The following is a 24,421-nucleotide window of genomic DNA, read 5'->3' on the forward strand; positions in this document are numbered from 1 at the left end:
AATTCGGGTAGCGACATCAGCGGCCCGAGCGCGACGGCCGGGTTTGAAGTAGCCGACTACGCAAGACGTGCACCCCTGCCCGCCCAAAGACTATGCATCCGATCCGATCTCGGACGAGCCACCCGCTCGCGCCCGCCACTGGGAGGTCCTTTGATAGTCAGGGCACAACCGACGACACCGTCGCCGGCGACCACGCCGCCGGCCCGCCGAATACCCCGCGCGATCGACCTGCTGATTCGAGTCGCCGAGACGATCGACCGCGCCGTCGGCTGGCCGAGGTTGCCCAAGCCGCTGGGACTGGCCGTCCTGGTCGGGCTGCGGGCCCGGCTGCGCTCGGCGAACCTCTTCGACACCGGACCGCATCCGGCCGGACCACTCCCCGCCGACCCGGCCGGCGGCCGCGAACAGCTCCGCGCGCGAACGATCGACGGGACCTACAACTCCCCCGATGATCCGCGAGCGGGCTCGGTCGGCTGCCGGTTCGGGCGCAACGTCCCCTTGCGGCACACCTACCCGGAGGATCCGGCCCGGATCCTGGAGCCCAACCCGAGGCTGGTCAGTCAGCAGCTGCTGACCCGCGACCGTTTCCAGCCTGCCACCACGTTGAACCTCCTGGCGGCCGCCTGGATCCAGTTCGAGGTGCACGATTGGGTCAGCCACGACGACGCCGACACCGAGCCGTGGGCGGTTCCGCTGAGCGATCACGATTCGTGGCCGGCCCGGCCCATGACGATTCCCCGCACCGCCGCGGTCGCCAGCCCCACTCCGGGCGGACCCCCGACCTACCCGACCGCGGACACCCACTGGTGGGATGCCTCGCAAATCTATGGCAGCACAGCGAAATTCGCCGACGCATTGCGGACCGGCAAGCAAGGACGACTCGAGGTCGACGAGCTGGGACTGCCGCCGATCAGTGTGGAAGGCCTGCTGGAACTGTCCAGCGCGGCCGCCAACGCCTGGGTCGGACTCGCCTTGCTGCATGCGCTGTTCATGGCCGAGCACAATGCGATCTGCGATCAGCTGGCCCAGCGCTACCCGCACATGACCGACGAAAACCTCTACAACACGGCACGTTTGGTCAATTCGGCGTTGATCGCCAAGATCCACACCATCGACTGGACACCGGCGATCATCGCCCACCCGACCACGGTTGCCGCGATGCGCGCCAACTGGTTCGGGGTTCTCGGTGAGCGAGTGCAACGAAGGTTCGGCCGGCTCAGCGGCAGCGAAGTGTTGTGCGGCATACCGGGATCCGCCCTCGAGGACAGCGGGATCCCGTTCTCGCTCACCGAGGAATTCGTCGCCGTGTATCGGATGCATCCGCTGATACCCGACAATCTGGTGGTTCGCAGCCTGGCCGACGACAGTGTCCGCGCCGAGCATCCCTTCCCGGATCTGGGGGTCGCCCACATCCGCGAGCGGCTCGCCGAAACCTCGATGGACGAGTTGTTCTACTCGTTCGGTCGCGCCTACCCCGGAACGCTGACGCTGCACAACTATCCGCGTCATCTGCAGAACCTGACGCGCCCCGGACATCCGCTCCTGGACCTTGCGACCGTGGACATTCTGCGGGTCCGTGAACGCGGCGTGCCACGCTACAACGAGTTCCGCCGGCAACTGCGGCTGCGACCTGCCGCCACATTCGAGGAGTTGACCGACAACCCACTGTGGGCGCGTGAGCTCGAGCAGGTCTACGGCGATGTCGAAAATGTCGACCTCATGATCGGACTGTACGCGGAACCCAAACCGCCCGGATTCGGCTTCAGCGACACCGCATTTCGGCTGTTCGTGCTGATGGCCTCCCGCCGGCTGTCCGGTGACCGGTTCTTCACCACCGACTTCCGGCCCGAGGTCTACACCGAGGCGGGCATGGCGTGGGTGCGGGACAACACCATGCGCAGCGTGCTGCTGCGGCACTTCCCCTCGTTGGCGCCCGCGCTCGACGGCGTAGCCAACCCGTTCGCTCCGTGGCGGAGCGTCGATCCCCAGACCAGGCAAAGGAAGCGATCCCGATGACCGACGTGGCAGCACCGCGGATAACCGCGCAGAAGTACCTTCTTTACCGCGACGACCTGGAGCAACCGCGCCCCGACGAAGAACAGATCATCGACAAGATCATCGCGGTGCTCCGCGGCAACAACGAACGCGCCTACCGCAAATACAAGCACGGATTGCGCGACGCGCACGCCAAGAGCCACGGCATCCTGCGCGGCGAACTGACCGTTCCCCCCGGCCTGCCTCCCGAACTGGCGCAGGGCCTTTTCGCCACTCCCGCTTCATATCCCGTCATCGCCCGCCTCTCGAGCACCTCAGGGGTGATCCGCAGTGACCAGCTGCGCGGCGTGCGCGGCCTGGGAATCAAGGTGCTCGGTGTCCGCGGGGCACGTGCGTTGCCCGGCGACGAGGCCACCACGCAGGACTTCATCATGGTCACCCACCGTGAGTTCCTGTTCGCCGACGCCCACGCCTATCTCCGCCGGGGGATGCCGGTCGCGTGGGTGCTGGCCCGGCTCCCCGACCCCGTCCTCCAGGCGGGCAGCACCATCCTTTCCGCGCTCGACAAGCACCTGCTGCGGCGCATCGGACGTCCCCTGCCCCCGAACCTGGCCGTGTTCATCCGGCCCAACACCCACATTCTGGGCGAAACGTTCTACTCGTCGGCGCCGCTGCGCTTCGGCGACTACATCGCCAAGCTCCTCTACATTCCGGTGTCGCCGGAGGTCACGGCCCTGCGGGGCCGGCCGGTGCGCCGCGACGCGGGCAGCAACGCCCACCAGGCCCAGGTCGTCGACTTCTTCGCCACGCACAGCGCCGAATACGAGCTGCGCGTGCAACTGTGCACCGATCCGGACGCCATGCCCATCGAGGACGCGACCGTCGCCTGGTCCGAGGACGCCTCGCCGCACCGGACGGTCGCAACCATCCGGTTCGACATCCAGGATCCCGACACCCCCGAGCGGCGCACGTTCGGCGACGACGTCCTGTCCTTCAACTCCTGGCGTGGCCTGCGGGCCCACCGGCCGATGGGATCGATCAACCGGCTCAAACAGCGGGTGTACGAGGCGTCCAGCAATTACCGGCACGGCGTCAACCACACCCCTCGGCTCGAACCGACCGTGGACCAACTTCCGCGATGACCGCCGCGCCGTATCCAGACCCGCGTCCACCACCCCGACCGGTCGACCACCCCGGGGACTGCCCGCCGGGGGAAACATATCGCGGCCACGCATTGCAGTCTCTACACTTATCGGTCATGGGGGATCGCTGGCAGCTGCTCGATCGTCCCGACCAATTCGAGGCGGTCCGCACGGCATTGACGAGCACCGACACCGGTGGCGTCGTGCTCGTCGGTGCCGCGGGCATCGGCAAGACGACCCTCGCCAGGATCGTCACGTCGGCCCTGAGCAACCCGGTGCGGTGGGCCGCGTGTACCGAATCGTCCCAGGCCATTCCGCTGGGCGTCTTCGCGCCGTGGATCGCACCGTCGGCCTCGCGCGACCCCATCGCGCTGCTGTCTTCGGCGCGGGAAAACCTTCTGGCGCAACAGGACACGGTGATCGGCGTCGACGACGCGTACCTGCTCGACAATCTGTCCGCGACGTTGCTGCACCAAATCGCCGTCGATCACAGCGCGCACATCGTGGCCACCGTTCGCACCGGGGAACCCGTGCCCGACGCGGTCACCTCGCTGTGGAAGGACGGTTACCTGGAACGCATCGAGTTGGCCGCACTGACCAAGGAGCAGTGCGTCGGCCTGGTCGAGACCGTCCTGAGCGGAACCCTGGAGGGCCTCAGCGCCGACGTCATGTGGGAATCCTCCGGCGGCAACCCGCTGTTCCTGCGCAACATGATCGAAGGCGCGGTCGAGGCGGGCACCCTGACCGAAGTCAACGGCGTCTGGCAGCTGCGCGGGCCGACCGCCGTCCCGTCCGGGCTCGTCGCCCTGCTCGACGAGCGGCTCGCCCGGGCCGGCGAGCAGGTCCTGGACGCCTTGAAATCGCTGGCCATCTACGAACCGCTCGACATCGACATCCTCACCGAGCTCGTCGGTGAGGACGCCGTCGACGCCGCCGAGATCGCCGGCCTGATCCGGATCAGCCACGACGGCTGGCCGAGCAGCGCCCGGTTCAGCCATCCGCTCCTCGGTGATGTCGTGCGCCGCCAGATCGGCACGGCCGCGGCCCGCAAGCTGCGGGGTCGCATCGTCGAGATGTTGCGGGAGCAGAATCTCGGCACCGCCGCGCACCGGATCCGGCTGGCGCAACTGTGCGTCGACAGCAACCAGCCCATCGACAACGAACTGTTGATCACCGCCGCGAAAGACGCTGTCGCGCTGTCCAATCTGCCGCTGGGTGAACGACTCGCGCGGGCCGCCAACGACCGCGGCGGCGGGCTGGCGGCCGCCGAACTGCTCTCCCGCGCCCTGCTGTGGCAGGGACGTCCGCTCGAAGCCGACGAAATCCTGGCCGGCTTCGACCCCGACCACCTCGATCAACTTCAACTCGTCCAGTGGGGCATTCCCCGCGCCAGCCTGTTGTTCTGGTCCCTGCGCGATGCCGACCGCGCCCGCAAACTGATGGACCTGCTCGGCGACCGCGTCGAGCATCCCGCACTGCGCCTCGTCCTCGATGCGGTGAACGCCGCCATGGCGGTGCACGAGGGCCGTATCGCCGAAGGTATCGACGCCGCCGAACGTGTTCTCGCCGACCCGAATTCGCCCGGACACGCCGTCGACTTCGCCGCGTTCGCCGCGGGACTGGCGATGCCGGTGGCCGGGCGCGGCGCCGACTTCGCCCCGATCGCGGCCCGGAGCCGGGCCCAGCGCAAAGCCAGCGACGGCATGATCCGCGCCATGGTCCGCTACTGCGATGTGCTGGCGCTGACGATCATCGGCGAATTCGACCTGGCCGAGCAGCGCGCCACCGAAAGCACCGAATTCTCGTCCGCGGGACAGTTCGCCGGTTGGGCGATCGCCAAAATAGCGGTCGGTGTCATCACCACCTACCGCGGCCGGTACCGCGAGGCGATCGCCGCGTTCGAGCAAGCGCTGGCGGCGCTCGACGCCGAGGCCGCGCTCCCCTGGCAGTTGCCGGCGCGGCTGCTGCTCGTGCGCGCCTACGCGTCGCTCGGCGACGCGCAACAAGCCGAGCGGGTCCTGCTCGAAGCGGATGAACACACCGGACCCCACATGACCCTGCACGAACCGCAGCGCATGATCGCCCGCGCCTGGCTCGCGGCCGCAACCCACAACCAGCACTCCGCGATCGAATTGGCCCGCAAGGCCGCCGAAATCGCGCACAGCACAGGGCAATACGCGCTGGAGGCCGAGGCCCTGCACTTCGCCACCCGATTCGGCGACCGCACCCTCGCCGCCCGCCTGCACGCGCTCGCCGGCCGCGTCCAGGGTCCCGTGGTCGGGATCTACGCCCGCCACGCCGCCGCCTTCGGCCACTCCGACGTCAAGGCACTGGCCGAGGTCAGTGTCGAGTTCGAGAACGCCGGATTACTGCCGGCCGCAGCCGATTCCGCCGCACAGCGGGTCCCGATGCACGACCGCGCGGCACAACGCCTGCTGAGCGCGCAGGCCGCGGCGCGCGCCCTCGAACTGGCCGCCCGGTGCGACGGGGCGACCACCCCAGCGATCGTGTCCGCGGCCCAGCCCTTGCCGATCACCGCCCGCGAACGGGAAATCACCGCGCTCATCGCGCGCGGACTGTCCAATCGCGAGATCGCCGAGCGGCTCTGCGTCTCGGTGCGCACCGTCGAGGGCCACATCTACCGGGCCTGTTTCAAACTCGGCGCCGCCGATCGCGACCAGCTCGCGTCCATGATCTGGGAGGACAAGCAGTAGGTTCTTCGCCTGATTCGGGTAGCGATCTACTCGTGTTCGGAGTCCTGACCTGCGGTCTGATGGTATCGACAGCATTGTCGGCCGAGAGACGAGCGAAATGTGGGTAGCCAGATCAGCGATGATGGGGTGGGCGGCGCGGCCTGGTCCGGCTGACCCGCGGGTCACGACGTGCGCAGCCGGTAAGCCCGCCTCCGTCGAGGGGCCGCGGCCGACTTCGCAGGTCTCGTTGTTCGGGGGGTTCGAGCTGCAACAGGGCGGGCGGAAGATCGTGCTCCCGCTGCATGCCCAACGGGTGCTCGCCTACCTCGCGCTGCACCGGATGACCGGGGCGGATTGCGGGCGGCAGGTGCTCGCGGAGCGGCTGTGGGAGAACTCGTCGGCGGAGCGGTCCGCGGCCAGCCTGCGCACGGCGTTGTGGCGGATTCGGCGGGCCGGGCCCGAGCTGCTGGCCGGGGATGCCGAACGCGTGCGGTTGGCCGGTTACGTCGCGGTCGACGTCGATCGCTTCCGGCAGCGCGCGGAGGCGATGCTGTCGGGCGCCGACTGCTCACCCGCGAATATCCGGATGCTGTGCACCGCGGTCGAGCTACTGCCCGGCTGGGACGAGGACTGGCTGTTGCTGTTCCGGGAACAGGTGCGATTGCTGCGGTTGCACACGTTGGAGGCGGTCGCGCGGAGGTACTGCGAGCAGCAACGGTATCCGCAGGCCATCGACCTGATCCTGCATGTTGTCGCCGAGGAGCCGTTACGCGAATCGGCCCAGGCGATTCTCATCGACGCCCATCTCGGCGAGGGCAATGCCGCCGAGGCGCGCAGGCAGTTCGACCGGTTCGCGGCGACCCTGTGGCGCGAACTGAAACTGCGCCCGTCCACCGAGCTCGGCCACCGGGTCGGCCTGCCCGCGTTCGCCGCGACTACGCGATATTGACGCTCCCGGGCACGGGGCCGTCGCATGCTGACGTGATGTCGGCCGACTTCACCAACGCGCCACCTCCGACACAGATCGGCGGGCTGCGCGCGGTGCCGATGCACATCCGGGAACTGCGCGCGGTCGTCACCCTGGATGCCGCGACCGGCGACGGCACGGTCGAGGCGACGGTCGACTACGTGGTCGGTCCGCACGCCGGATCGCCGATCTTCGACCTCCGGCAAACCGTGCAGACCTGCCGGCTCGACGGGACGCGGCTCGACCCGGCGAAGATCGCGGCACGCGATACCGGCGCCGGCCGGCACAGTTCGATCCGGGTCATCGGCGTCCCGCAGGCCGCCGGATCGGCGCACCGGCTGGTCGTGACCTATCGGCTGGCGACGCCGGACGCCGACCTCGGCGGCGCCTATCCGCCGGTGCTGCGCCGGGTGCACGGTGGGCTTCGCTGGTCGTTCGGCATGTCCGATCTGTACGCGGGGCGTTATCTCGAGGCCTGGTTTCCGTCGAACCTGCCCTTCGACCAGTTCCCGTGGACGCTCGAATTGCGGCTCACCGCAACCACGGTCGCGCACTCCCTGATCACCAACGGCACGGCGACCGTGGTCGGCGCGAACGCCTGGACCGTGCGCTTCCCGGCCTGGTTCACCACGATGTCGGCGCTGCTCGAGCTCCGTCCGTCCGACGCGGTCGTGCTGCGCTCATCGACCGTCGTGCTGCCGGTGTCGCGGCGATCGGTGGTGGTGGAGACCTGGAAACCGGTTGGCGGTCAAGAGAATCTGCCCGCGCTGAATGCCCGCGTCGGCACACTGCTCGCGGATTACGAGACCAGCTTCGGTGACTTCCTCGGCAGCCGGTTCGTCTGCTTCTTCCACGGCGCGGACGGCGGCATGGAATACGCGGGCGGCGCGACCACCGCGGCCGGCGCGCTCGGCCACGAGGTGTTCCACTCGTGGTTCGCTCGCGGTATCAGCCCGGCGGCGCAGACCGACGGCTGGTGGGACGAGGCGTACACCAGCTTCCGCGACGACGGCGACACCCGCACGGAGCGTTTCGATTTCACCCGGCCGCCGGTGCAGCTCTGCTCCCGGCGGCCGTTCCAGCGCACCACCCCGGTGTCGGCGTACGACGAGGGCAGCCGCTTCTTCCGCGGTGTCGCGGACCGGATCGGCGCGGCCCCGCTGCGCACACTGATGGCGGGTTTGTACCGGGCGGGTCGTGGAACGCCGGTCAGCACAGCCGATTTGGCAGCGCACCTCGTCTCCGGCTCCGGTGCAACGGATCTCGTCGATGCCTTTCACCGATTCGTCTACGGCTTCGCCGAGTCGACGCCGGACGCACGTCTCGAATTCGTGGCGACGCCGGCCCTGTGGGTCCGCCGCGCCGACGACGGCGTCGCCACCCACGCGAATCCGAAGGCCGGACAGGACAACTGGATTCACGCCCGAGTGCGCAATCGCGCGACGGCCGGACCGTGCCGCCATTTCGTCGTGACCTTCGCCGTCCGGGCCACGACGACCACCGCACCCACCTACCCCGCCGACTTCTTCCCCGCGCAGACGGCGACGGTGGGTTTCGAGCTCGCACCGGGCCGCTGGCGCACGGTGACCGCGCACTGGCCGGCGGCACTGGTGCCCGCCCACGGCGCCCGGGTGTCCGTGCTCGCGTCGGTGCACGCCCGCCGCTCGCATCCGGCGTCAGGCACGCACGTGTGGGAGCAGGCGTCGATTGCCCAGCGCGACATGACCATTGACTGAGCGCGGGGTGGGCGGCGGCGGCGCGACCATGCCGACCCGGCCGAACAATTCCGGCGACGGACGGATGCTCAGCTCGGTCCAGAGCAGGTCCGCGAACATGCCCAACTGCCTGCGCGCCTCCACGACATTGCCCTCACACAGGTGGGCCTCGATCAAAGCCGCCTGTGCCGACTCACGCAGTGGCTCCTCGGCGACCACAGCCAGCATCACATCGATCGCCTCCGGGTAGCGCCCCTGCTCGGCGAGCTTGCGCGCGTCCACCTCCAGCGCGTGTAACCGCATCTGCCGCAACTGTTCCCGGGCCAGCAGCAGCCAGGTCTCGTCCCAGCCCGGCAGCAGATCGTTGGTGCGGGCGAGCAGTGCGGCCCGGTCGCGCGGGCAGTCGCACTGCTCAGCCAGCATCCGCTCGGCGTTGCGGCGGAACTCGTGCACGTCGACCTCGACCTCGGCACCGAGCCGCACCCGGCCACCCTCCCCGCGCACCAGTACCGGACTGGCCTGCCGGATCCGCCACAGCGCGGTCCGCAGGCTGGCGCGCGACCGGTCGACGGTCGCGTCGGGCCACAACCGCTCCGCGAGTACCCCGCGGTCGCAATCGGGTTCGGCGATCTGGTCCAGCGCCAGATATGCCAGTACCCGGCGCGAATGCTGGGGCAGCGCAACATGGCTCGCGTCGACCCGCAGCGCGAATCCACCGAGCAAGCAGATGGCGAGCCGCATCGAATCATCCCTCCGTCCCAGGCCGGGAATTGGCCGGTCGAGCAAGCGTGCCGAGCCCGCGCTGCGCGCGCGTCAACACCGCGTCAACACCGCCCACGCGGCATTGACGGCAGCTGGTACGGCCACGCGCGACCGTGGTCCGGTGAGTGGACCGGAGAGCAAGACCATCGTGGTGCGGGCCTGGCGTGACCGCGGCCGACTGATCATCCGGGTGCTGACCGGTACCGGCGATCTCGGCTCAGGTCAGGAGTGGGTTTTCGCCGATATCGATGCCTCGCTGGCGCACATCGGCGAATTGCTCGGCGAGCTGCGGACGGATGCGGCGTCCGACGAGACAAAGCGTTGACGTTTGCGCACACCACGGTCCCGCACAGTGACGCGAAACGCCCGTCGTTTGCGGAGGTGACCACAATGCGCAGTGACTCATACACCGAGTCTCGCGGTGATACCGAGGACTATGTCTCGCCGTTCTCCGGGCTGTCGCCCTTCGGCGAGGCGGTGGATCAAGCGGCCGAACAACCGACGGCCGCATTCGACGAGTCGCCGTTCGAGAGCTACTCGTTCACCGAGTCCCCCTTCGGGGAGCACTCCTACTCCGAGGCCGATGAGCAGTCGGAGCTGGCCACCGAGTTCCTGGAGGCGCTGCACGACGAGGAGTTCACCGAGGCGCTCGAGCAGCTGCTCGACGAGGGCGCCGCCCGTGCGCTCGCGGATGCCCAGCAGTGGTCGATGACGCCGTCGGAGTCCGAATGCCGGGAATCGCTGCAGGAGTGGATCGCCCCGTTGATCAGCGAATGGGAACGCGCGATCGACAGCTTCGCGAGCGGCCTGGAGAACGCCGATCTGCACGGCCTCGCCGAGCAGGAGCTCGACGAGCTGCTCGACTCGCTGGAGACCCCGGCCGCGCTCGGGTCGGAGGTGTTCGAGAACTTTCTCGGCAAGATCGTGCGCAAGGTCAAGTCGGTCATCAAGCAGAAGGTCCGGCAGGCGATCGGGTTCGTGAAGAATCCGGTCAAGGGCGTCATCGGCATCGCCAAGAGTGGGCTGAACACGATCAAGAGCGGCCTGCAGACCATCGGCAAGCACCTGATCGGCCCCATTCTCGAGCGGCTGAAGAAGATCGGGCTCTCGTTGCTCAAGGGGGTCGTCAAGAAGCTGCTCAACCCACTGACCCGGATCCTGCCCGCCGAGATCCGCCCGCTGGTCCCGATCCTGGCGAAGCGTCTCGGTATCGGCGAGGCCGCCGACGAATCGGCGGACGAGGCCGACGAGGGCGCGGACGAATTCGGCACCGCGGCAGCCATGGCCGAGGCATTCGACCACGAGCTCTTCGCGATGTTCACCGCCGAGGAGACCGACGAGGCCGGCGCCGAAGAGTTCGACGAGGCGGATTCCGAAGAGCCCGAACACAATACGGTGGCCGAGCTGGACGACGCCCGGGCCCGGCTCGCGGCACAGTTGAGCGCCTACACCGGATCCGAGGAGCCGATCGCGGAGATCGAGCAGTTCGTGCCCGCGGTGCTGGCCATCCGGCCGCTGCTCAAGCTGGGCCTGAAAGTCACCGGCGCCCGGGCGAAACTGGTCAATCTGATCGCGCAGCCGCTGGCCAAGCTGATCAAGGGGATGGTCGGTCCCGAAGCCGCGCGCACCATCGGGAAGATCGCCGGGCAGGACCCGTCGGTCATGATCGCCCGGGCGGTGGTCGGCGTCGGGTTCACCGCGCTCGGCCTGGAAACCGCTGGGCAGGAAGAAGATACGATTCCCGGCGAGGCGCTGGCCTCGGCCGTCGAGGCGACGGTCACCCGGGTGCTCGACGAGCTGCCCGAGGCGGCGTTCACCGATCCCCTGCAGGTCAGTGCGGCGGTGCAGCGCGCGTTCGCCGAGTCCGCCGCCGCCTACCTGCCGGACCGGCTGTTGCGGGCCGATCTGCCGGAACGCGAGACCTCCGAGGAGGGCGGCTTCTGGGTGATGATGCCGCGCTCGACCAGGCCGCGCTACCGATTCCGCAAGTACACCAGGGTTTTCGCGATGCCGATCCCGCGGCAGGTCGCGCGGGCGGTGCGCTGGAACGACGGCGGCACGCTGGAGACCTATCTGCTCGACCGCGGCGTCGACCGGTGGCCGGTGCAGGCCGAGATCGACCTCTACGAGACGCTGCCCGGCACCCTGCTCGGACACCTCACCCGGGACGAAACCCTGCCTGCCGCAGAACAACCCGGCGCCGACGAATTCCAGCCGCTCACCGCGGAGGCCGCGGGACTGCTGCTTCGCGAACCCGCGCTGGGCCGCCGCCGGACGGTCGGGACCGGACCGGGCGCCTACCGGCCCGTGCCCGGTCAGCGGTACTTCCGGGTCCGGGTCGCGAAAATGCCCGGTCGCAAGGCCCGTCGGCCACGCAGGCTCACGACGGTGCGCTGGGATCCCGCGACCAAGCGGATGGCCATCGTGATCAAGCTGTCCGAGCGGCGAGCTCGCGGTCTGCAGGCCCGCCTGCACCGGGCCGCACCCGCGGGGCAGCGCGACCTGCCCGCCGTGCTGTCGGCCTTGCGCGAGATCTTCCTGCCCCGCCTGCAGTATCGGATCGCCCGACGGCTGCTGAAGGCCACCGTGGTCACCGACCCGGCCGCCGCCGCCAAGCTGGCCGGTGAGCTGACCGCCGCGACCAGCACCGGCATCGCCACCTATCTCGCGCAGCGCGGCGCTCAATTCGCCGCCGCCGTGGCCGATCCGGCCGACGGGGTCACGCTGTCGGTGACCTTCACCGGCATTCAGCCGGATTCGGCGCAGATCCCGGCCCCGGAAGTCGTCGCAACCCCAGGACTGAAGTGATGGACGCCCGATTCGCCACCGAGACAGCCGCTCTCGCCACCGAGGCGAGGCACTGGCGGCGCGCCAGCGCGGCGCTGGGTGACCTCGAGGTCAGCGCGTCGCCGGCGGCCTGGCGTGAGCTCGAGTCCTATCTCGGGCTCAGCGTCCGGGCGAGCCTCAGCGGCCAGGCGCGCAGGCTCACCGCGCAGGCCGATCGCACTCTCTTCACGATCAAGGGCGCGACCACGCCGAACGACCTGAAAACCGCACGCGCGGAGCTACTCCGGCTGCGGCGCCGCTACAGTCGCGCCGAGGCCGTCGTCGACTTCTACTGCGACGCGGTGAACACCCGGACGAATCCGCGCATCGCCGCGGTGCTGCGCGGGCTGGACGCGTTGGCCGTGCACAGCATGGATCAGGTGTTGCGGCCGTTGGGCATCGACACGCCCTCGGTGCTGACCTACCTCGACAAAGGGATGGGCGCCTCGATTCTGCGGGCCGGCGCCCGGCTCTGGGACGCCTCGCTGTCCCCCGCCGCCGCCATCAAGATCACTCGCCACAATCTCTGGCAGCCGACCTCGCTGGTACACGAGACCGGTCATCAAGTCGCCCATTTGACCGGCTGGACAAAGGAATTGGCGGCCGCCCTGCACACCGCGCTCGCACCGCACAGCCCCGTCGCCGCGGAGGCGTGGCAGAGCTGGGCCTCCGAGGTGGCGGCCGATGTCTACGCGTTCTGCCTGCTCGGTTACGCACCGGTGCCCGCGCTGGCGACCGTCGTGGACGGGCCGTCGAGCCAGGTGTACCGGATGCCCTTCGGTGACCCGCACCCCGTCTCGGCGCTGCGGGTGCAGTTCAACGCGGCGCTGTGCCGGGCCTGGTTCGGGGCCGGACCGTGGGACGCGCTGGCGACCCGCTGGATGACCAGACACCCACTCGCACAGGCGCCTTCGGATGTCGCGGCGATCGTCGCGGCGAGCATGCCGCTGCTGCCCGCGATCGCCGACGTGTGCACCCGGGTGCCGATGCGCGCCTTCCACGGCGTGCCGCTCTCGGCATTGGCCGACCCGCGGCGGGTGGCGCCGAACGAGCTCACCCGGCTGGCCGATCGCGCGGGCGAATCGCTCTACACCTCGACCTACCTGCAACGGGTCGAGCCGATGCGCATTCTGGCGCTGACCGTATTGCGCGGTCTCGAATCATCCACCGCGCCATCGGCAATGGAGACCTGGCTGCGACGGATGGGTGGCGGCGACCGACTCGCCGCCTGAACGGATAGATAGGAGACCGACATGGATAACGAGCCAGGCAACGGGCCCGCGAACGTGGATCAGCTGATCCAGTTGTGCACCGCCATAATTCAGCAGTACCGGCCGCCGGACAGCACCCCGTCGAACACGCTCGAGGACGGCAACGACCTGACGCTGTCGATCTTCTCGGAGCTGCAGTACGCGTTGCAATCACGCAACCTCTCGGCCAAAGGGCCGGCGACGCAGGCGCTGCCCGCCCAGGTCGATGTGCCGCACAGCCGGTTGGTATTCAAACGGGCGCTGCCGCACTACGCGGAGCGGGTCGTCGCCATCTACCGCGGCAACCGCCTTCCCGCGGTCCTCGTCCAGATCTACGACCAGGACAGCCGAGACGGCGGGAACGGTGCGGACTGCGAGCAGCGACCGACGTTCAGACTCCCCCATGCCGATGAGGCGATCGCGGTGCAGATCCAGGACTGCGACGAGCGCGTCCGGCTCGTCAGCTTCGTGACGTACGTGCCGATCGACACCTCCGGCTCCGATTCCAGGGTCGCCGTGTACTCCGACTCGCCGCAAGCATTTTAAGGAAGGCAGCGCCATGTTTCGACAGTTGGCTACTCAGCTCCCCAAACTCACCGGCGGGCTCACGCCGGCTGATGCGGTCTTCACATTCCACCCCGAGCAGCTGAGCCGATGGCTGGACGAGATCTGGGCGCAAGGCGGAATCACCGCCTGGCCCAAAGTCTTCAACCCGACCGCGGTGCCGCTCGGCGACCAGGCGGCGGTCAAGCTGACCCAGATCCCGGACAACCTCATCAAGGAATCGTTCAGGTCCGGTGTGCGCGGGCCGGCCGGGACGCCGCCGTTCACTCCGCCGCTCGGCTACAACCCGAGCAACGACCCGCAGGTGGTGCCGCTCTGGGACCACATGTTCTACGCGTACCTGGTGGAAAGCACCGGCATCGTGGAGATCTTCGCCGAGGTGGTGCGGCGCTACGTCGTCGGCGAAACGCTGCCCGCGCCGACGGTCGAAACCATGACCTGGGTGCGCGCCACCGAGGAACTGTTCTTCCGCGATCCGCCGCTGTTCCGGGTGGGTGGCCTGACCAGTCAGCTGCGCCCGGACGCCCGGGTGAACCGGCGAAATGCCTACTGGCGCATGTTCGGACTCGATCTGCCGCATCCGGCGCCCGGCGCGGACAGCCAGGCCTGGAAGCGAGATGCCGGGGCCGCGAGCAGCATCCGGTTCATCGAGATCTGGAACGAACTGCTCCGCCAGATCTGGCTCGGTATCGAGAACGAGCGCAACACGTCCGGTTCGAATCCGACCGACGCGAGCTACATCGGGTACCTGTGCCAGACGCTCGCGGAGATGCTGCGGCTGCGCCGCCTCGGCGGGATGCTGTCCCGGGAAGAGTTCAGTTATGCCTGCCTGCTGAACTGGTTTCATCTCACCGTCGACTACGAAAGCGCGGTGGTGCGCGACCTCAGCGCGAACGCCGGTGTCGCCGGCGGCAATCCCGCCGACCGGCTCGCGACGGTCGGGGCCCGGGTCGGCGTCGCACCGTCGCGTCAGGCCCGCGAGCTCTTCGAACTCGCCTCCCTGGTCTCACCGCTGCTGTGGGCCATCGAGCTCGGCGTGTTCGACGAGCAGCCCCAGGCCGCGCTGCTTTACCGCTCCACCGGCGTGCCGGGGACCGGGACCAAGCCCGCGCAGACGATGACGCGAATCATCGACCTGTGGCAGTCGGCGACCGGGGAGCGGGTCAAGGACCTCGCGGTCACCATGCGCCGCACCACGAACCAGGTCCGTTCCGCGCAACCGGCGAAACTGCTGCCCGCCGGCGTGCTGTCCGGCGCGACCGCACCGGCGGCGCCCGCGACGAACGGACATCGACGAGTCGCCCCTCGGCTCTGAGCCGTTGGGACGCCGAGTCGTTCGCCACCGCGCGACACCGATTGGGAGCCTGATATGAGTACTGTTGCCGAATCGTCGATCTTCGCCTCGCCCGAATCGACGCCCGACCCCGGCGGGTGGCCCACTCGCGAAGATGTGTTCGCCGAGGACGTGGGCGACACGGAATACGACGGCGAAACAAGCTGGCAGAACGAGGGTTCCGACACCGAACTGGATGAAACCGGGTACGGCGGTGCGGAGTCCGGGGAAACCTACACCTACGGAGCCGAATACGGTCAGGAGGACGCCGACCACGAGGAGGGTGACCTCGAAGTCGACAGTGAGACCGGGTATTTCGAGGCTGCCGACTACGCCGAGACCGACCACGAAGACGCGGACTACGAGGCCGCCGATTTCGAGAACGCCGACTACGAAGACGCGGACTACGGAGAAGCCGATTACGAGGACGCGGACTATGAGGACGCGGATTACGAGGACGCCCAGCCGGTCTCGGTGACGCCCGGCCGGTTGCTCGTCAAACGCCACCCGCTGCTGCGCTCGCACGCGGGCACACCGCCGGATCTGCTGCTCGAGTGGAACGGCATGGTCGAGCCGTCGGTGGTCGATGTCGTCGTCCATCTGCACGGCTACGCCGGGCAGGGCGCGGCGATGAACATCGTGAAGCACAAGAAGCCGATCAGCGGACTGGATTTCACCGATCCGGCCAACCCGTCGACTGTCGGGCGGACCGCCCCGACGCTACTCATCCTGCCGCGCGGCCATCACCAGCCGAAGGGCAACCCGGCACGGTACACGTTCCCCGCGCTCACCAAACCCGGTGCGCTGCACCGATTGATCGAGGACGCGCTGGCCCGGTTCGGCGCCGCGACCGGAACCACCGTGCGGCGCAATCGGCTGATCCTGACCGCCCACTCCGGCGGCGGTGCCGCGCTGATGGCCATTCTGGGCCACACCGATCCCGACGAGGTGCACACCTTCGACGCGCTGTACAACGACCCGAAGGCGCTGATCGATTGGGCCCGCAAGCGCATGGCGACGGGAACCGGTGCGCTGCGCGTGCTCTATCGCCCCGGCGAGGGCACCGCGCGGGCCAGCGAGCGGGTGGCAACGGTGGTCGGCGGCGCGGCGTCGCCGAACTTCCGGGTCGAGCGAACCCGAGTGCCGCACAATGATATTCCGCGCCGATTCGGCTGGCAGCTGCTGGCCGACGCGTCCGCGAACCTGCGCGGCGGCATCGTCGCCCGCGAATCCGCCGACGAGCTGTGGACTCCGCAGGAGGGCGACGGCGAGTACTGGGGCGAAACCGCCTGGGAGTCAGCGGAGTACCTCGGTGAGTCGACGTCGCAGGAGTGCGGTTGCCAGCACCAGGAACGCGAGTCGTTCGAGGAGGAAGGTCCACGGAGTGTGCAGTGCCCGCCGAAATTCGCGAGCCGGGGCCTCGGAGCGTGCAAGCCGTCCCAGGACGACTGCAAGCCGGCGGCGCCGTGGAGCGAGATGCAACAGCGATTCCGGCAGAGCTGCAGCCTGTCCACCCATCGCCTCGACGCGAAATCGGCCGTCGACTGCGCGTGCGCGTTCGGTGATCCGCGCCAGGTCGCGATGTTCTCGATGGCGCGGGTCATCGCCGCGGGCCCGCTCGCGGCCCGGCTGTTCGCACACTTCCTCGGCGCGAGCGGCACCGAGGTCACCATCGATGTCGCCGACATGATCAAGCGCTCGGCCGGGGTGCGGGATAAGATCCGCAAGTCGATCGCCCGGGGCGGAACCTCCGGCATGACGCGGATCGAACAGAGCGAATACCGCGACAGCGAGCTGCAATTCGCCTACGGCGCCATCGACTGCGTGCAATGGCGGGTGCTTCCGCCGGTGGCGAAGGATTGGCGCAAGAAGCCCGCCACCCGGCTCGAGATCTCGATGCTCGACTACTACGAATTCCATCCCGCCCGGGCCGGCGTGAGCCAGTGCGCGCACGCGGCGTGCGTCGAGCTCGTCGCCCGCGGACAGGCGAAGAATTTCTGGACCAGCGGCAGCGCCGTGGTCACCCTCGCCGAGATCAACGCGCGCGCGGCGGCACCCGTGCGCCAGCCGAGGGAGCGCCGCAATGTGGTCTACCAGAACACCTACTGAGCTGAGGGGAGCCGCGTCATGAGCACCGTCGCCGAATGGCCGGTCCAGGAAAACTACCCGGGCGCAGCCGAATACGACCATCAGCCGGTCCACTCCGAGGACATCGGCTCCGGGGAGTTCGGCTACGCGGAGGTGGACGAAGCCGAGGAATCCGGCGAGGTCGAGCAGCACGAGTTCGACGAAACCTTTTCCGGCGCGGAAACTCTGTTCGAGGGCGAGACGTTTCCGTCCGGACTCGTCCTCGTGGCCAGGCCGGGCCCGTCGGCGCACGGGCAAGAGCATTGGGATCCGAACAACACCGGCTTCCCGCTCTATGACACGGGGCCCGCGGTCCGCAAGCAGAAGCTGGCGCGGAACTTCACCGTCGGTGAACTCGTCAGCAGCGGTGGCCGACCCGCCGATCGCGCCCGGATCTCACCGGCCCTGGTCCGCTGCCTGCAAGCGATCCGGGACAAGGTGGGACGGCCGGTCAAGATCAGCTCGGGATACCGTTCCTGGGCGAACAACGTGGCGGTTTATCGCGCACGCGGGCAGCAGCCGACGTTGAGCAGGCATTGCAGCGGACAGGCCGCCGACATCACCATCGCCGGACTCACCGGGTTGCAGATCGCCGAGCTCGCGATCGACGCCTGCGGCAACGACATCGCGCTCGGTGTCGGGGGCAATTTCGCTCACATCGATGTCCGCGGGCGACCCGATACCTGGACCTATCTGCCGGGCAAGGCCAACGCGGCGGCGCTCGCGCATGTCCGGCAGTATCGCCAAAACCGCGCTGCCCCAAGGCCCGGACCCGTTCCGACGCCGACGCCGACGCCCACACCGACTCGGACGCCGGATCGCGCCGCGGGCGTCGTCCGGCGCGGCACGTTCACCAAGTGCGCGACCGGGGAACAGCCGGGTGCCCGCGCGATGGCGAATCAATGGCAGCGATCGACCGGCCGGCACGCGGGGACGTTCAACTGCCGCGCCACCACGTTCGGCACGCCGTCACTGCACGGCGAGGGTCGTTCGATCGATCTGACCGCGAACGCGGCGGACCCGGGGCAGCGCGCCCAGGCCGAGGCATACATCGCCTGGTTGCAGGCCAATGCGGTGGAACTCCAAGTGGCGTACATCATTTGGAATCGCCGGCAGTGGGGATGGCAGTTCCGCGCCAAGGGCTGGCGGCCGTACGGCGGGAGCAATCCGCACACCGACCACATCCACGTCGACCTCAGCTGGGAAGGCGCGCTGACCCCGAGTCCGCTGTTCGCCGGACCTGTTCCCGGCCTCGGCGGGAATGTCGCGCCGGCGCCGAAGCCGGCACCGAAACCAGGCCCGGTGCCGAAGCCGAGCGGTCGAGTACCCGCGCACGTTGCCGAGTTCGTCCGCAAGTACCGCCCGCACGCGAAGGCGGACGAAACCCGCAGTCGCATCCCCTGGTTGGTCACCCTCGGCCAGGCCGCGCTCGAAACCGGCTGGGGCGCAAAGGCATGCGGCAACAACTTCTTCGGCGTCAAGGCGGGCCCGAGTGTGCCCGCCGTCCAGCGGAAGCTCTGCGTGACTACCGAGGTGCACAGCACCCCGAATGTGCGGGGCTACCCGGAGATCATCTCCGTGACCCCGAGGCCGGACGGCCGCTACAAGTATGTCGTCCGCGACTGGTTCCGCGCTTTCGACTCCCCCGTGCAGTCGTTCGACGGCCACGCACAGACGCTGCTCAAACCGCGCTACGCACAAGCCTTCGCGCACACCGGCGATCCCTACGCCTTTGCCCGCGAAGTCGCGGCGGCCGGCTACGCCACCGAGCCCAGCTATGCCGCGAAGCTGACCAGCGTGATGAGAATGATCGAGAAAGTTCCGTAGGCCGGGCGGTCAGAAGAAGCCGTCGGGGGGTTGACAAAGGACTTCCGACACGTCACCTTTGTCCGATGGTAACGTTACCAGACCCTGAGCGCGACGTTCCGGCGCAGGGTGAGCGGCGGCGCTGGCCGACGATGGCGGATGTGGCGCGGCGCTCCGGCGCCTCGCTGATGACCGTGTCGCGGGTGGTGAACGGTGAGCCCGGTGTCCGGGAGGAAACGGCGCAGCGGGTTCGGTCGGCCATCGACGAACTGGGCTTCCGCCGTAACGACGGGGCGCGAATTCTGCGGCAGGGCAACGCCACCGCGAGCATCGGCCTGGTGATGGAGGACCTGACCGGTCCCCTCTACAGCACGATCATGGCCGCCGTCGAACAGGTGGCAAGACAACGGGACTACCTGTTGCTGGCCGGATCGGCGCAGGGTGATTCCGCGCGCGCCGCGAAACTGACGAGTGCGTTCCTCGCCCGCCGGGTGGACGGGCTGATCGTCGCGGCCAGTCTGGCCGGTGAGGTGGCGCTCGAGGCCGAGCTGGCCCCGGAAACCAAATGTGTCTTCGTCGACCGGCCGAGTTCGAGCGCGAAGTTCGATTCGGTGGTCTCCGACAACGAAGGCGGCGTGCGACTGGCCGTGGCGCATCTCGTCGCGGCGGGCCATCGCCGGATCGGCTACCTCGGCGACGACGAGCATTTCTGGACGGCCGGCCGTCGCCGCGACGGCTTTCTCGCCGCGATCCGCGAACACAGTCTGGACGCGACAGACCTCGTCGGCATGGGTTTACACACACCGAGCAGTCAGGCCGAGATCTGGCAGCGGTGGGCCGGCGGGCCCGAACCGGTCACGGCCGTGGTCACCGGAAACAACCGGGCCACCCTCGCGCTCATCCGCCATCTGCGCTCCGCTCCCGAATTGTCGGTCGCCTACGTGGGATTCGACGATTTCGACCTTGCCGATCTGCTGCGCCCCGCCGTCACCACGGTCGCCCAGGACGCCGAGCTGATGGGGGCGCGCGCGGCCGAGATGCTGTTCGACCGCATCGGCGGGCGGACCGGCAGTCCGCGGCAGGTCGTCGTCCCGACTCATCTGATCGTCCGGGAGTCGGGGCACCTCAGGCGATGAGCCGCCCGGCCGGGCGGCGAACACCGCACAGTCATCGTCGAACACAGATCGAAGGAGATCCCGTGACCCACCCGACGGCGCGCCTGCGCCGCTACTCAACCCTGGTCGTACTGGCCGGCATCCTGTTGACCACGGGCTGCCGCGGCGGCGAGTCCACCGCGGGCTCGGACGGTGGCGGATCGGCGATCCCGGACAACTCCGCGATCGTGAACGCGGTGCAGAGCGATCCGGCCCTGGCCGGCCAGGTGCCCGCGGCGATCAAGGGCAAGGGCACGCTGTCGGTCGGCTCGAACGTGCAGTCGCCGCCGAACAACTTCTACGGCGCGGACGGCAAGAAGGCCGTCGGGTTCGAGGTCGACCTCATCACGGCCGCCGCGAAGAAGCTCGGCCTCGACGTCGCCTACAGCGACATGTCCTTCGATTCGCTGATCACCAGTCTGCAGACCGGACGCATCGACGCGACCATCGCGGGCATGAACGACACGAAGGAGCGCCAGCAGAAGATCGACTTCGTGGACTACTTCACCTCGGGCATCACCATGATGGTGGCCAAGGGCAACCCCGAGAAGATCCACACGGTGGATGACCTGTGCGGCAAGGCCATTGCGGTGGTGACCGGAACCAGTCAGCAGGAGTTCGCCAAGTCGCAGAGCGCGACCTGCACGGCGGCGGGCAAGCCGGCCCTCACCATCACCGACACCAGCAGCGACGCGCAGAACCAGCAGCAGCTGCGGTCCGGCCGAATCGCGGTGATCCTCAACGACCTGCCGTCCGCGGCGTATATCTCCCGCACCGCCGGCGACGGAAAGTTCTTCGAGACGGTCGATCAGGCGCCACTCAACGGCGGTCCGTACGGGATCGGCCTGGCCAAGGACAACAAGGCGCTGACCGACGCATTGCAGAAAGCACTGCAATCCCTTGTCGACGACGGGACCTACACCAAGATCCTGGCTGCCTGGCAGATCACCTCGGGCGCGCTGCAGAAGGTAACGGTCAATGCCGGGTGACCTCCGCACGGTCCGCGACGAGGCGCCCGCGGTCACGCTGCTGCCCAAGGTCCCCCTCCGGCACTGGGGCCGATGGGTATCCGGCGTGCTCATCCTGGTGCTCCTCGGCGCGCTCGGATTTGCGATGTCGCAGGGCCAGATCGACTATGCGTCCATACCCGCGCTGCTGACCGAGCCCATCATCCTGGAGGGCCTGGTCAATACCATCCTCCTGGCCGTCGTCGCGCAGGCGGGAGCGATCGTTCTCGGCGTGGTCGTCGCGCTGATGCGGGCCTCCCGCAATCCGGTCGCACGCTGGTTCGCCAGCGGTTACATCTGGCTGTTCCGCGGATTGCCCGTGCTGCTGCAGATCCTGCTCTGGTTCAATCTCGCGTTCATCTTTCCGCGCATCACGATCTTGATCCCGTTCGTCGACGTCACCCTGCTCGACCAGTCGGCCAACACCCTGATGACGGTCTTCGTCGCCGCGCTGCTCGGGCTAGGGCTGAACGAGAGCGCCTACATGGCCGAGATCGTGCGGGCCGGATTGAACAGCGTGGACAAGGGGCAGGTCGAGGCCGCCCAGTCGATCGGCATGCCGCCCAGCACGGTGCTGCGGCGGGTGATTCTGCCGCAGGCGATGCGCGTGATCATCCCGCCGACCGGCAACGACTTCATCAATATGCTCAAGGGAACCTCGATGGCGTCGGTCATCGGATACCTGGAGTTGATCAAGGCCGCGCAAAACCTGACCTCGCACAGCCTGAATCCGATGGAGACGCTGTTCACGGTCGCGATCTGGTACATGGTCGTGGTCAGCGTGGCCAGCGTCGGCCAGTACTTCCTCGAACGGAGGTACTCGGCCTCGGACCGCTCGAATGGCGGCCGAACACCGTGGCGGCGGATCGGGCGATCCCTCGGCACCCCTCCGATGGTCAGGACCACTCCATGAGCGAGCGAACAACGGGCACAACCGAACCCGAGCCGTCACCGGGCGCAGCCACGCAGGAAGATCCCGACGTTCTGGTCAGGGCCGTGTCGGTGCGCAAGCGGTTCGGCGACGTCGACGTGCTCAAAGGCATCGATCTCGTCGTCCGTCGCGGTCAGGTGGTCGTGCTGCTGGGTCCCTCCGGCGCGGGCAAGAGCACCTTCCTGCGCTGCATCAACCATCTGGAGTCGATGGATTCCGGGGAGATCTGGGTAGATGACGACCCGATCGGGTTCCGGTTGCGCGGCGGCCGGCTGCACGAGTTGCGCGAGCGTGAGTTCGCCAAGCAACGCGCTCAGATCGCCATGGTGTTCCAGCGGTTCAACCTGTTCCCGAATCGCACGGCGCTGGAGAACGTGATCGAGGGGCCGGTCCGGGTGAAGGGGACGCCGGTGGCGCAGGCGCGGCAGCAGGGAAAGGACCTGCTCGATCGAGTCGGCCTCGCCGACAAAGTCGATGAATACCCGGGCCGGCTCTCCGGCGGACAGCAGCAGCGGGTGGCGATCGCCAGGGCATTGGCCATGCAGCCCAAGCTGATCCTGTTCGACGAGCCGACCAGCGCGCTCGATCCGGAACTCGTCGGCGAGGTGCTCAGCGTGATGACCGAACTGGCCCGGGCGGGCATGACCATGATCGTCGTGACCCACGAGATGTCCTTCGCGCGGGAGGTGGCCGACCAGGTGGTTTTCATCGATCAGGGGGTTGTCGTCGAGATGGGCCCGCCGGAGCAGGTCATCGGCAATCCGGCGCACAGCCGTACCCGCCAATTCCTGGCGCGGGTGCACCAGTGACCGATCCGCGGGCCGCGTATCTGGCCCAATTCTGCGAAACCACAGGCTATCTCGATTTCGCGCGGTACGGTCCCCCGTCGCGGGCCGTGGTCGCCGCGAGCGCCACGGCGATGCATTCCGGTGCGATGGCAGGCCCGGATACGGTCGATGAGCTGATGAGCGCGACCGACCGAGCGGTCCGGGCCGTGGCGCGGCTGGCCGGCTTCGCGACGTCGTCGGTGGTGCTGGTGCCGAACACCTCGACCGGGCTGTTCCAGGCGGCCTTCGCCATCCCGTTCGAGCCGGCGATCGGCGAGGTTCTGGTGAGCGGCAGCGACTTTCCGGCGAACCACTATCCCTGGGCGCGCGCCGCCCAGGCCGGTCGGTTCCGGCTGCGCGTGCTCGCTCCACCCGGCGGCCGGATGACGCCGGAAGGGATCCGTGCGGAATTGCGGCCCGACACCACGGCGGTGTCGGTCAGCGCCGTCGACTTCGCCACCGGCTATCGAGCCGACCTCGCCGGTATCCGGGAGGTCATCGGCGAGCGGCTGCTGATCGTCGACGGCATCCAGGGCTTCGGTGTGACCACCCAACCGTGGGAGGTGTGCGACATTCTCGTGGTCGGTGGACAGAAATGGCTGCGCGCCGGTTGGGGCACCGGATTTCTCGCGCTGTCGGATCGGGCGCTGGAACGGGTCGATCCGCTGTTGTCGGGATGGACCGGCGCCGTGGATCCCACCCACTACGACGGGCTGATCCATCCGCATGCGCACGGCGCCGCGCGATTTTCCCTCACCAATCTCAGCCCGGTCGATCATGCCGCCTTCGCCGCCGCGCTCGAACTGGTCGAATCCGTCGGGCCGGCCTGGATCGAACGCCGAATCGGCGAACGGATCGACGCGCTGCACGAGGCGCTCCTCCCCCTCGACCCGATGATCCGCTCCGCGCTCGACCCTGCGCACCGTGCCGGGATCCTCGCTTTCGCGCTCGCCGATCACCAACCGGCACAACTGGGTAAGCGTCTGGCTGCCGGGGGCGTCACCGCCACGGTGCACGCCGGCGCCGTGCGGCTGTCGGTCCACGCAACTACCACTGACGCAGCTATCGAGGCGGTCACTTCCACGATCCGGGAGTCACGCCGCCAGGGGGCCTGGTGACCCCCCTCTTTCTGGGGCACGGTCCGCACGGCTTGGTGTTAACACTTCGACCGAAGGTGCCCAGAGCAGGAGGTTTCGGGCAACTGCGCGGCGAACCGCGTTGATTCGCAGCCGATTACCCGAATCCGCGCCGGCGCGGGACGTAACGGCGACTGGTACACCTCGATGTGCTGCTTGCATACCGAATGGGTGCGGTACCAATTG

The 24,421-nt window shown here is 68.5% G+C and carries 18 protein-coding genes; 17 read left to right on the plus strand and 1 reads right to left on the minus strand.

Features of this window, described 5'->3' with window-relative positions:
• Positions 1–234: 234 nt before the first annotated feature.
• The 5 genes from F3087_RS43675 (at position 235) to F3087_RS43695 (ending at position 8,533) form a co-directional block, all read left to right on the plus strand.
• Positions 235–2,016: a peroxidase family protein gene (locus F3087_RS43675; protein ID WP_223885806.1), complete on the plus strand. Its 1,782-nt coding sequence runs from the start codon at positions 235–237 to the stop codon at positions 2,014–2,016.
• Positions 2,013–3,137, plus strand: a complete 1,125-nt coding sequence (locus F3087_RS43680) for a catalase family protein (RefSeq protein WP_150408090.1) — start codon at positions 2,013–2,015, stop codon at positions 3,135–3,137. The genes F3087_RS43675 and F3087_RS43680 overlap by 4 nt, the downstream gene beginning before the upstream one ends.
• A 116-nt stretch (positions 3,138–3,253) precedes the next feature.
• Complete coding sequence (locus F3087_RS43685; protein ID WP_150408091.1) at positions 3,254–5,851, plus strand: LuxR C-terminal-related transcriptional regulator; 2,598 nt, start codon at positions 3,254–3,256, stop codon at positions 5,849–5,851.
• Between the two features lie 226 nt (positions 5,852–6,077).
• Positions 6,078–6,779, plus strand: a complete 702-nt coding sequence (locus F3087_RS43690) for an AfsR/SARP family transcriptional regulator (protein ID WP_223885799.1) — start codon at positions 6,078–6,080, stop codon at positions 6,777–6,779.
• A gap of 35 nt (positions 6,780–6,814) precedes the next feature.
• Positions 6,815–8,533, plus strand: coding sequence for a M1 aminopeptidase family protein (locus F3087_RS43695; RefSeq protein ID WP_150408093.1), 1,719 nt, complete (start codon positions 6,815–6,817; stop codon positions 8,531–8,533).
• Here the strand turns inward: F3087_RS43695 and F3087_RS43700 are convergent.
• Positions 8,474–9,253: an AfsR/SARP family transcriptional regulator gene (locus tag F3087_RS43700; protein ID WP_150408094.1), complete on the minus strand. Its 780-nt coding sequence runs from the start codon at positions 9,251–9,253 to the stop codon at positions 8,474–8,476. The two genes, F3087_RS43695 and F3087_RS43700, sit on opposite strands and share 60 nt — an antisense overlap.
• A gap of 142 nt (positions 9,254–9,395) precedes the next feature.
• Here F3087_RS43700 and F3087_RS43705 point away from each other — a divergent pair, with 142 nt between their 5' ends.
• From F3087_RS43705 to F3087_RS43760, 12 genes are all read left to right on the plus strand, one after another.
• Positions 9,396–9,599, plus strand: coding sequence for a hypothetical protein (locus F3087_RS43705; protein ID WP_150408095.1), 204 nt, complete (start codon positions 9,396–9,398; stop codon positions 9,597–9,599).
• 65 nt (positions 9,600–9,664) lie between these two features.
• Positions 9,665–12,082 (plus strand): hypothetical protein, encoded by a 2,418-nt coding sequence (locus F3087_RS43710; RefSeq protein ID WP_223885800.1) that lies wholly within the window; start codon positions 9,665–9,667, stop codon positions 12,080–12,082.
• Complete coding sequence (locus F3087_RS43715; protein ID WP_150408097.1) at positions 12,082–13,332, plus strand: hypothetical protein; 1,251 nt, start codon at positions 12,082–12,084, stop codon at positions 13,330–13,332. Before F3087_RS43710 ends, F3087_RS43715 begins: the two co-directional genes overlap by 1 nt.
• Before the next feature lie 21 nt (positions 13,333–13,353).
• Complete coding sequence (locus F3087_RS43720) at positions 13,354–13,896, plus strand: hypothetical protein (RefSeq protein WP_150408098.1); 543 nt, start codon at positions 13,354–13,356, stop codon at positions 13,894–13,896.
• 13 nt (positions 13,897–13,909) lie between these two features.
• The gene (locus F3087_RS43725; RefSeq protein ID WP_150408099.1) at positions 13,910–15,229 is read left to right on the plus strand and encodes a hypothetical protein; all 1,320 of its coding nucleotides are present in this window, start codon (positions 13,910–13,912) and stop codon (positions 15,227–15,229) included.
• A 54-nt stretch (positions 15,230–15,283) separates the two neighbouring features.
• On the plus strand, positions 15,284–17,356 hold the full coding sequence (locus F3087_RS43730; protein ID WP_150408100.1) for an eL24 family ribosomal protein: 2,073 nt from the start codon (positions 15,284–15,286) through the stop codon (positions 17,354–17,356).
• 18 nt (positions 17,357–17,374) lie between these two features.
• Positions 17,375–19,201, plus strand: a complete 1,827-nt coding sequence (locus F3087_RS43735) for a glucosaminidase domain-containing protein (RefSeq protein WP_150408101.1) — start codon at positions 17,375–17,377, stop codon at positions 19,199–19,201.
• A gap of 65 nt (positions 19,202–19,266) precedes the next feature.
• On the plus strand, positions 19,267–20,316 hold the full coding sequence (locus tag F3087_RS43740; protein ID WP_223885801.1) for a LacI family DNA-binding transcriptional regulator: 1,050 nt from the start codon (positions 19,267–19,269) through the stop codon (positions 20,314–20,316).
• Between the two features lie 62 nt (positions 20,317–20,378).
• The gene (locus F3087_RS43745; protein WP_223885802.1) at positions 20,379–21,323 is read left to right on the plus strand and encodes an ABC transporter substrate-binding protein; all 945 of its coding nucleotides are present in this window, start codon (positions 20,379–20,381) and stop codon (positions 21,321–21,323) included.
• Positions 21,313–22,254: an amino acid ABC transporter permease gene (locus tag F3087_RS43750; protein ID WP_150408103.1), complete on the plus strand. Its 942-nt coding sequence runs from the start codon at positions 21,313–21,315 to the stop codon at positions 22,252–22,254. The genes F3087_RS43745 and F3087_RS43750 overlap by 11 nt, the downstream gene beginning before the upstream one ends.
• Positions 22,255–22,325: 71 nt before the next feature.
• Positions 22,326–23,081, plus strand: coding sequence for an amino acid ABC transporter ATP-binding protein (locus F3087_RS43755; protein WP_223885807.1), 756 nt, complete (start codon positions 22,326–22,328; stop codon positions 23,079–23,081).
• Positions 23,078–24,217 (plus strand): aminotransferase class V-fold PLP-dependent enzyme, encoded by a 1,140-nt coding sequence (locus F3087_RS43760; RefSeq protein ID WP_191094441.1) that lies wholly within the window; start codon positions 23,078–23,080, stop codon positions 24,215–24,217. Before F3087_RS43755 ends, F3087_RS43760 begins: the two co-directional genes overlap by 4 nt.
• Positions 24,218–24,421 lie beyond the last annotated feature (204 nt).

Origin of the sequence: Nocardia colli (assembly GCF_008704205.1) — a bacterium.
Classification (GTDB): Bacteria; Actinomycetota; Actinomycetes; order Mycobacteriales; family Mycobacteriaceae; genus Nocardia; species Nocardia colli.

Coding starts and splice junctions, on each gene's coding strand:
- F3087_RS43680 (WP_150408090.1), top strand. CDS start 2,013: ATGACCGACGTGGCAGCACCGCGGATAACCGCGCAGAAGTACCTTCTT.
- F3087_RS43685 (WP_150408091.1), top strand. CDS start 3,254: ATGGGGGATCGCTGGCAGCTGCTCGATCGTCCCGACCAATTCGAGGCG.
- F3087_RS43695 (WP_150408093.1), top strand. CDS start 6,815: ATGTCGGCCGACTTCACCAACGCGCCACCTCCGACACAGATCGGCGGG.
- F3087_RS43700 (WP_150408094.1), bottom strand. CDS start 9,253: ATGCGGCTCGCCATCTGCTTGCTCGGTGGATTCGCGCTGCGGGTCGAC.
- F3087_RS43710 (WP_223885800.1), top strand. CDS start 9,665: ATGCGCAGTGACTCATACACCGAGTCTCGCGGTGATACCGAGGACTAT.
- F3087_RS43715 (WP_150408097.1), top strand. CDS start 12,082: ATGGACGCCCGATTCGCCACCGAGACAGCCGCTCTCGCCACCGAGGCG.
- F3087_RS43720 (WP_150408098.1), top strand. CDS start 13,354: ATGGATAACGAGCCAGGCAACGGGCCCGCGAACGTGGATCAGCTGATC.
- F3087_RS43725 (WP_150408099.1), top strand. CDS start 13,910: ATGTTTCGACAGTTGGCTACTCAGCTCCCCAAACTCACCGGCGGGCTC.
- F3087_RS43730 (WP_150408100.1), top strand. CDS start 15,284: ATGAGTACTGTTGCCGAATCGTCGATCTTCGCCTCGCCCGAATCGACG.
- F3087_RS43735 (WP_150408101.1), top strand. CDS start 17,375: ATGAGCACCGTCGCCGAATGGCCGGTCCAGGAAAACTACCCGGGCGCA.
- F3087_RS43740 (WP_223885801.1), top strand. CDS start 19,267: ATGGTAACGTTACCAGACCCTGAGCGCGACGTTCCGGCGCAGGGTGAG.
- F3087_RS43750 (WP_150408103.1), top strand. CDS start 21,313: ATGCCGGGTGACCTCCGCACGGTCCGCGACGAGGCGCCCGCGGTCACG.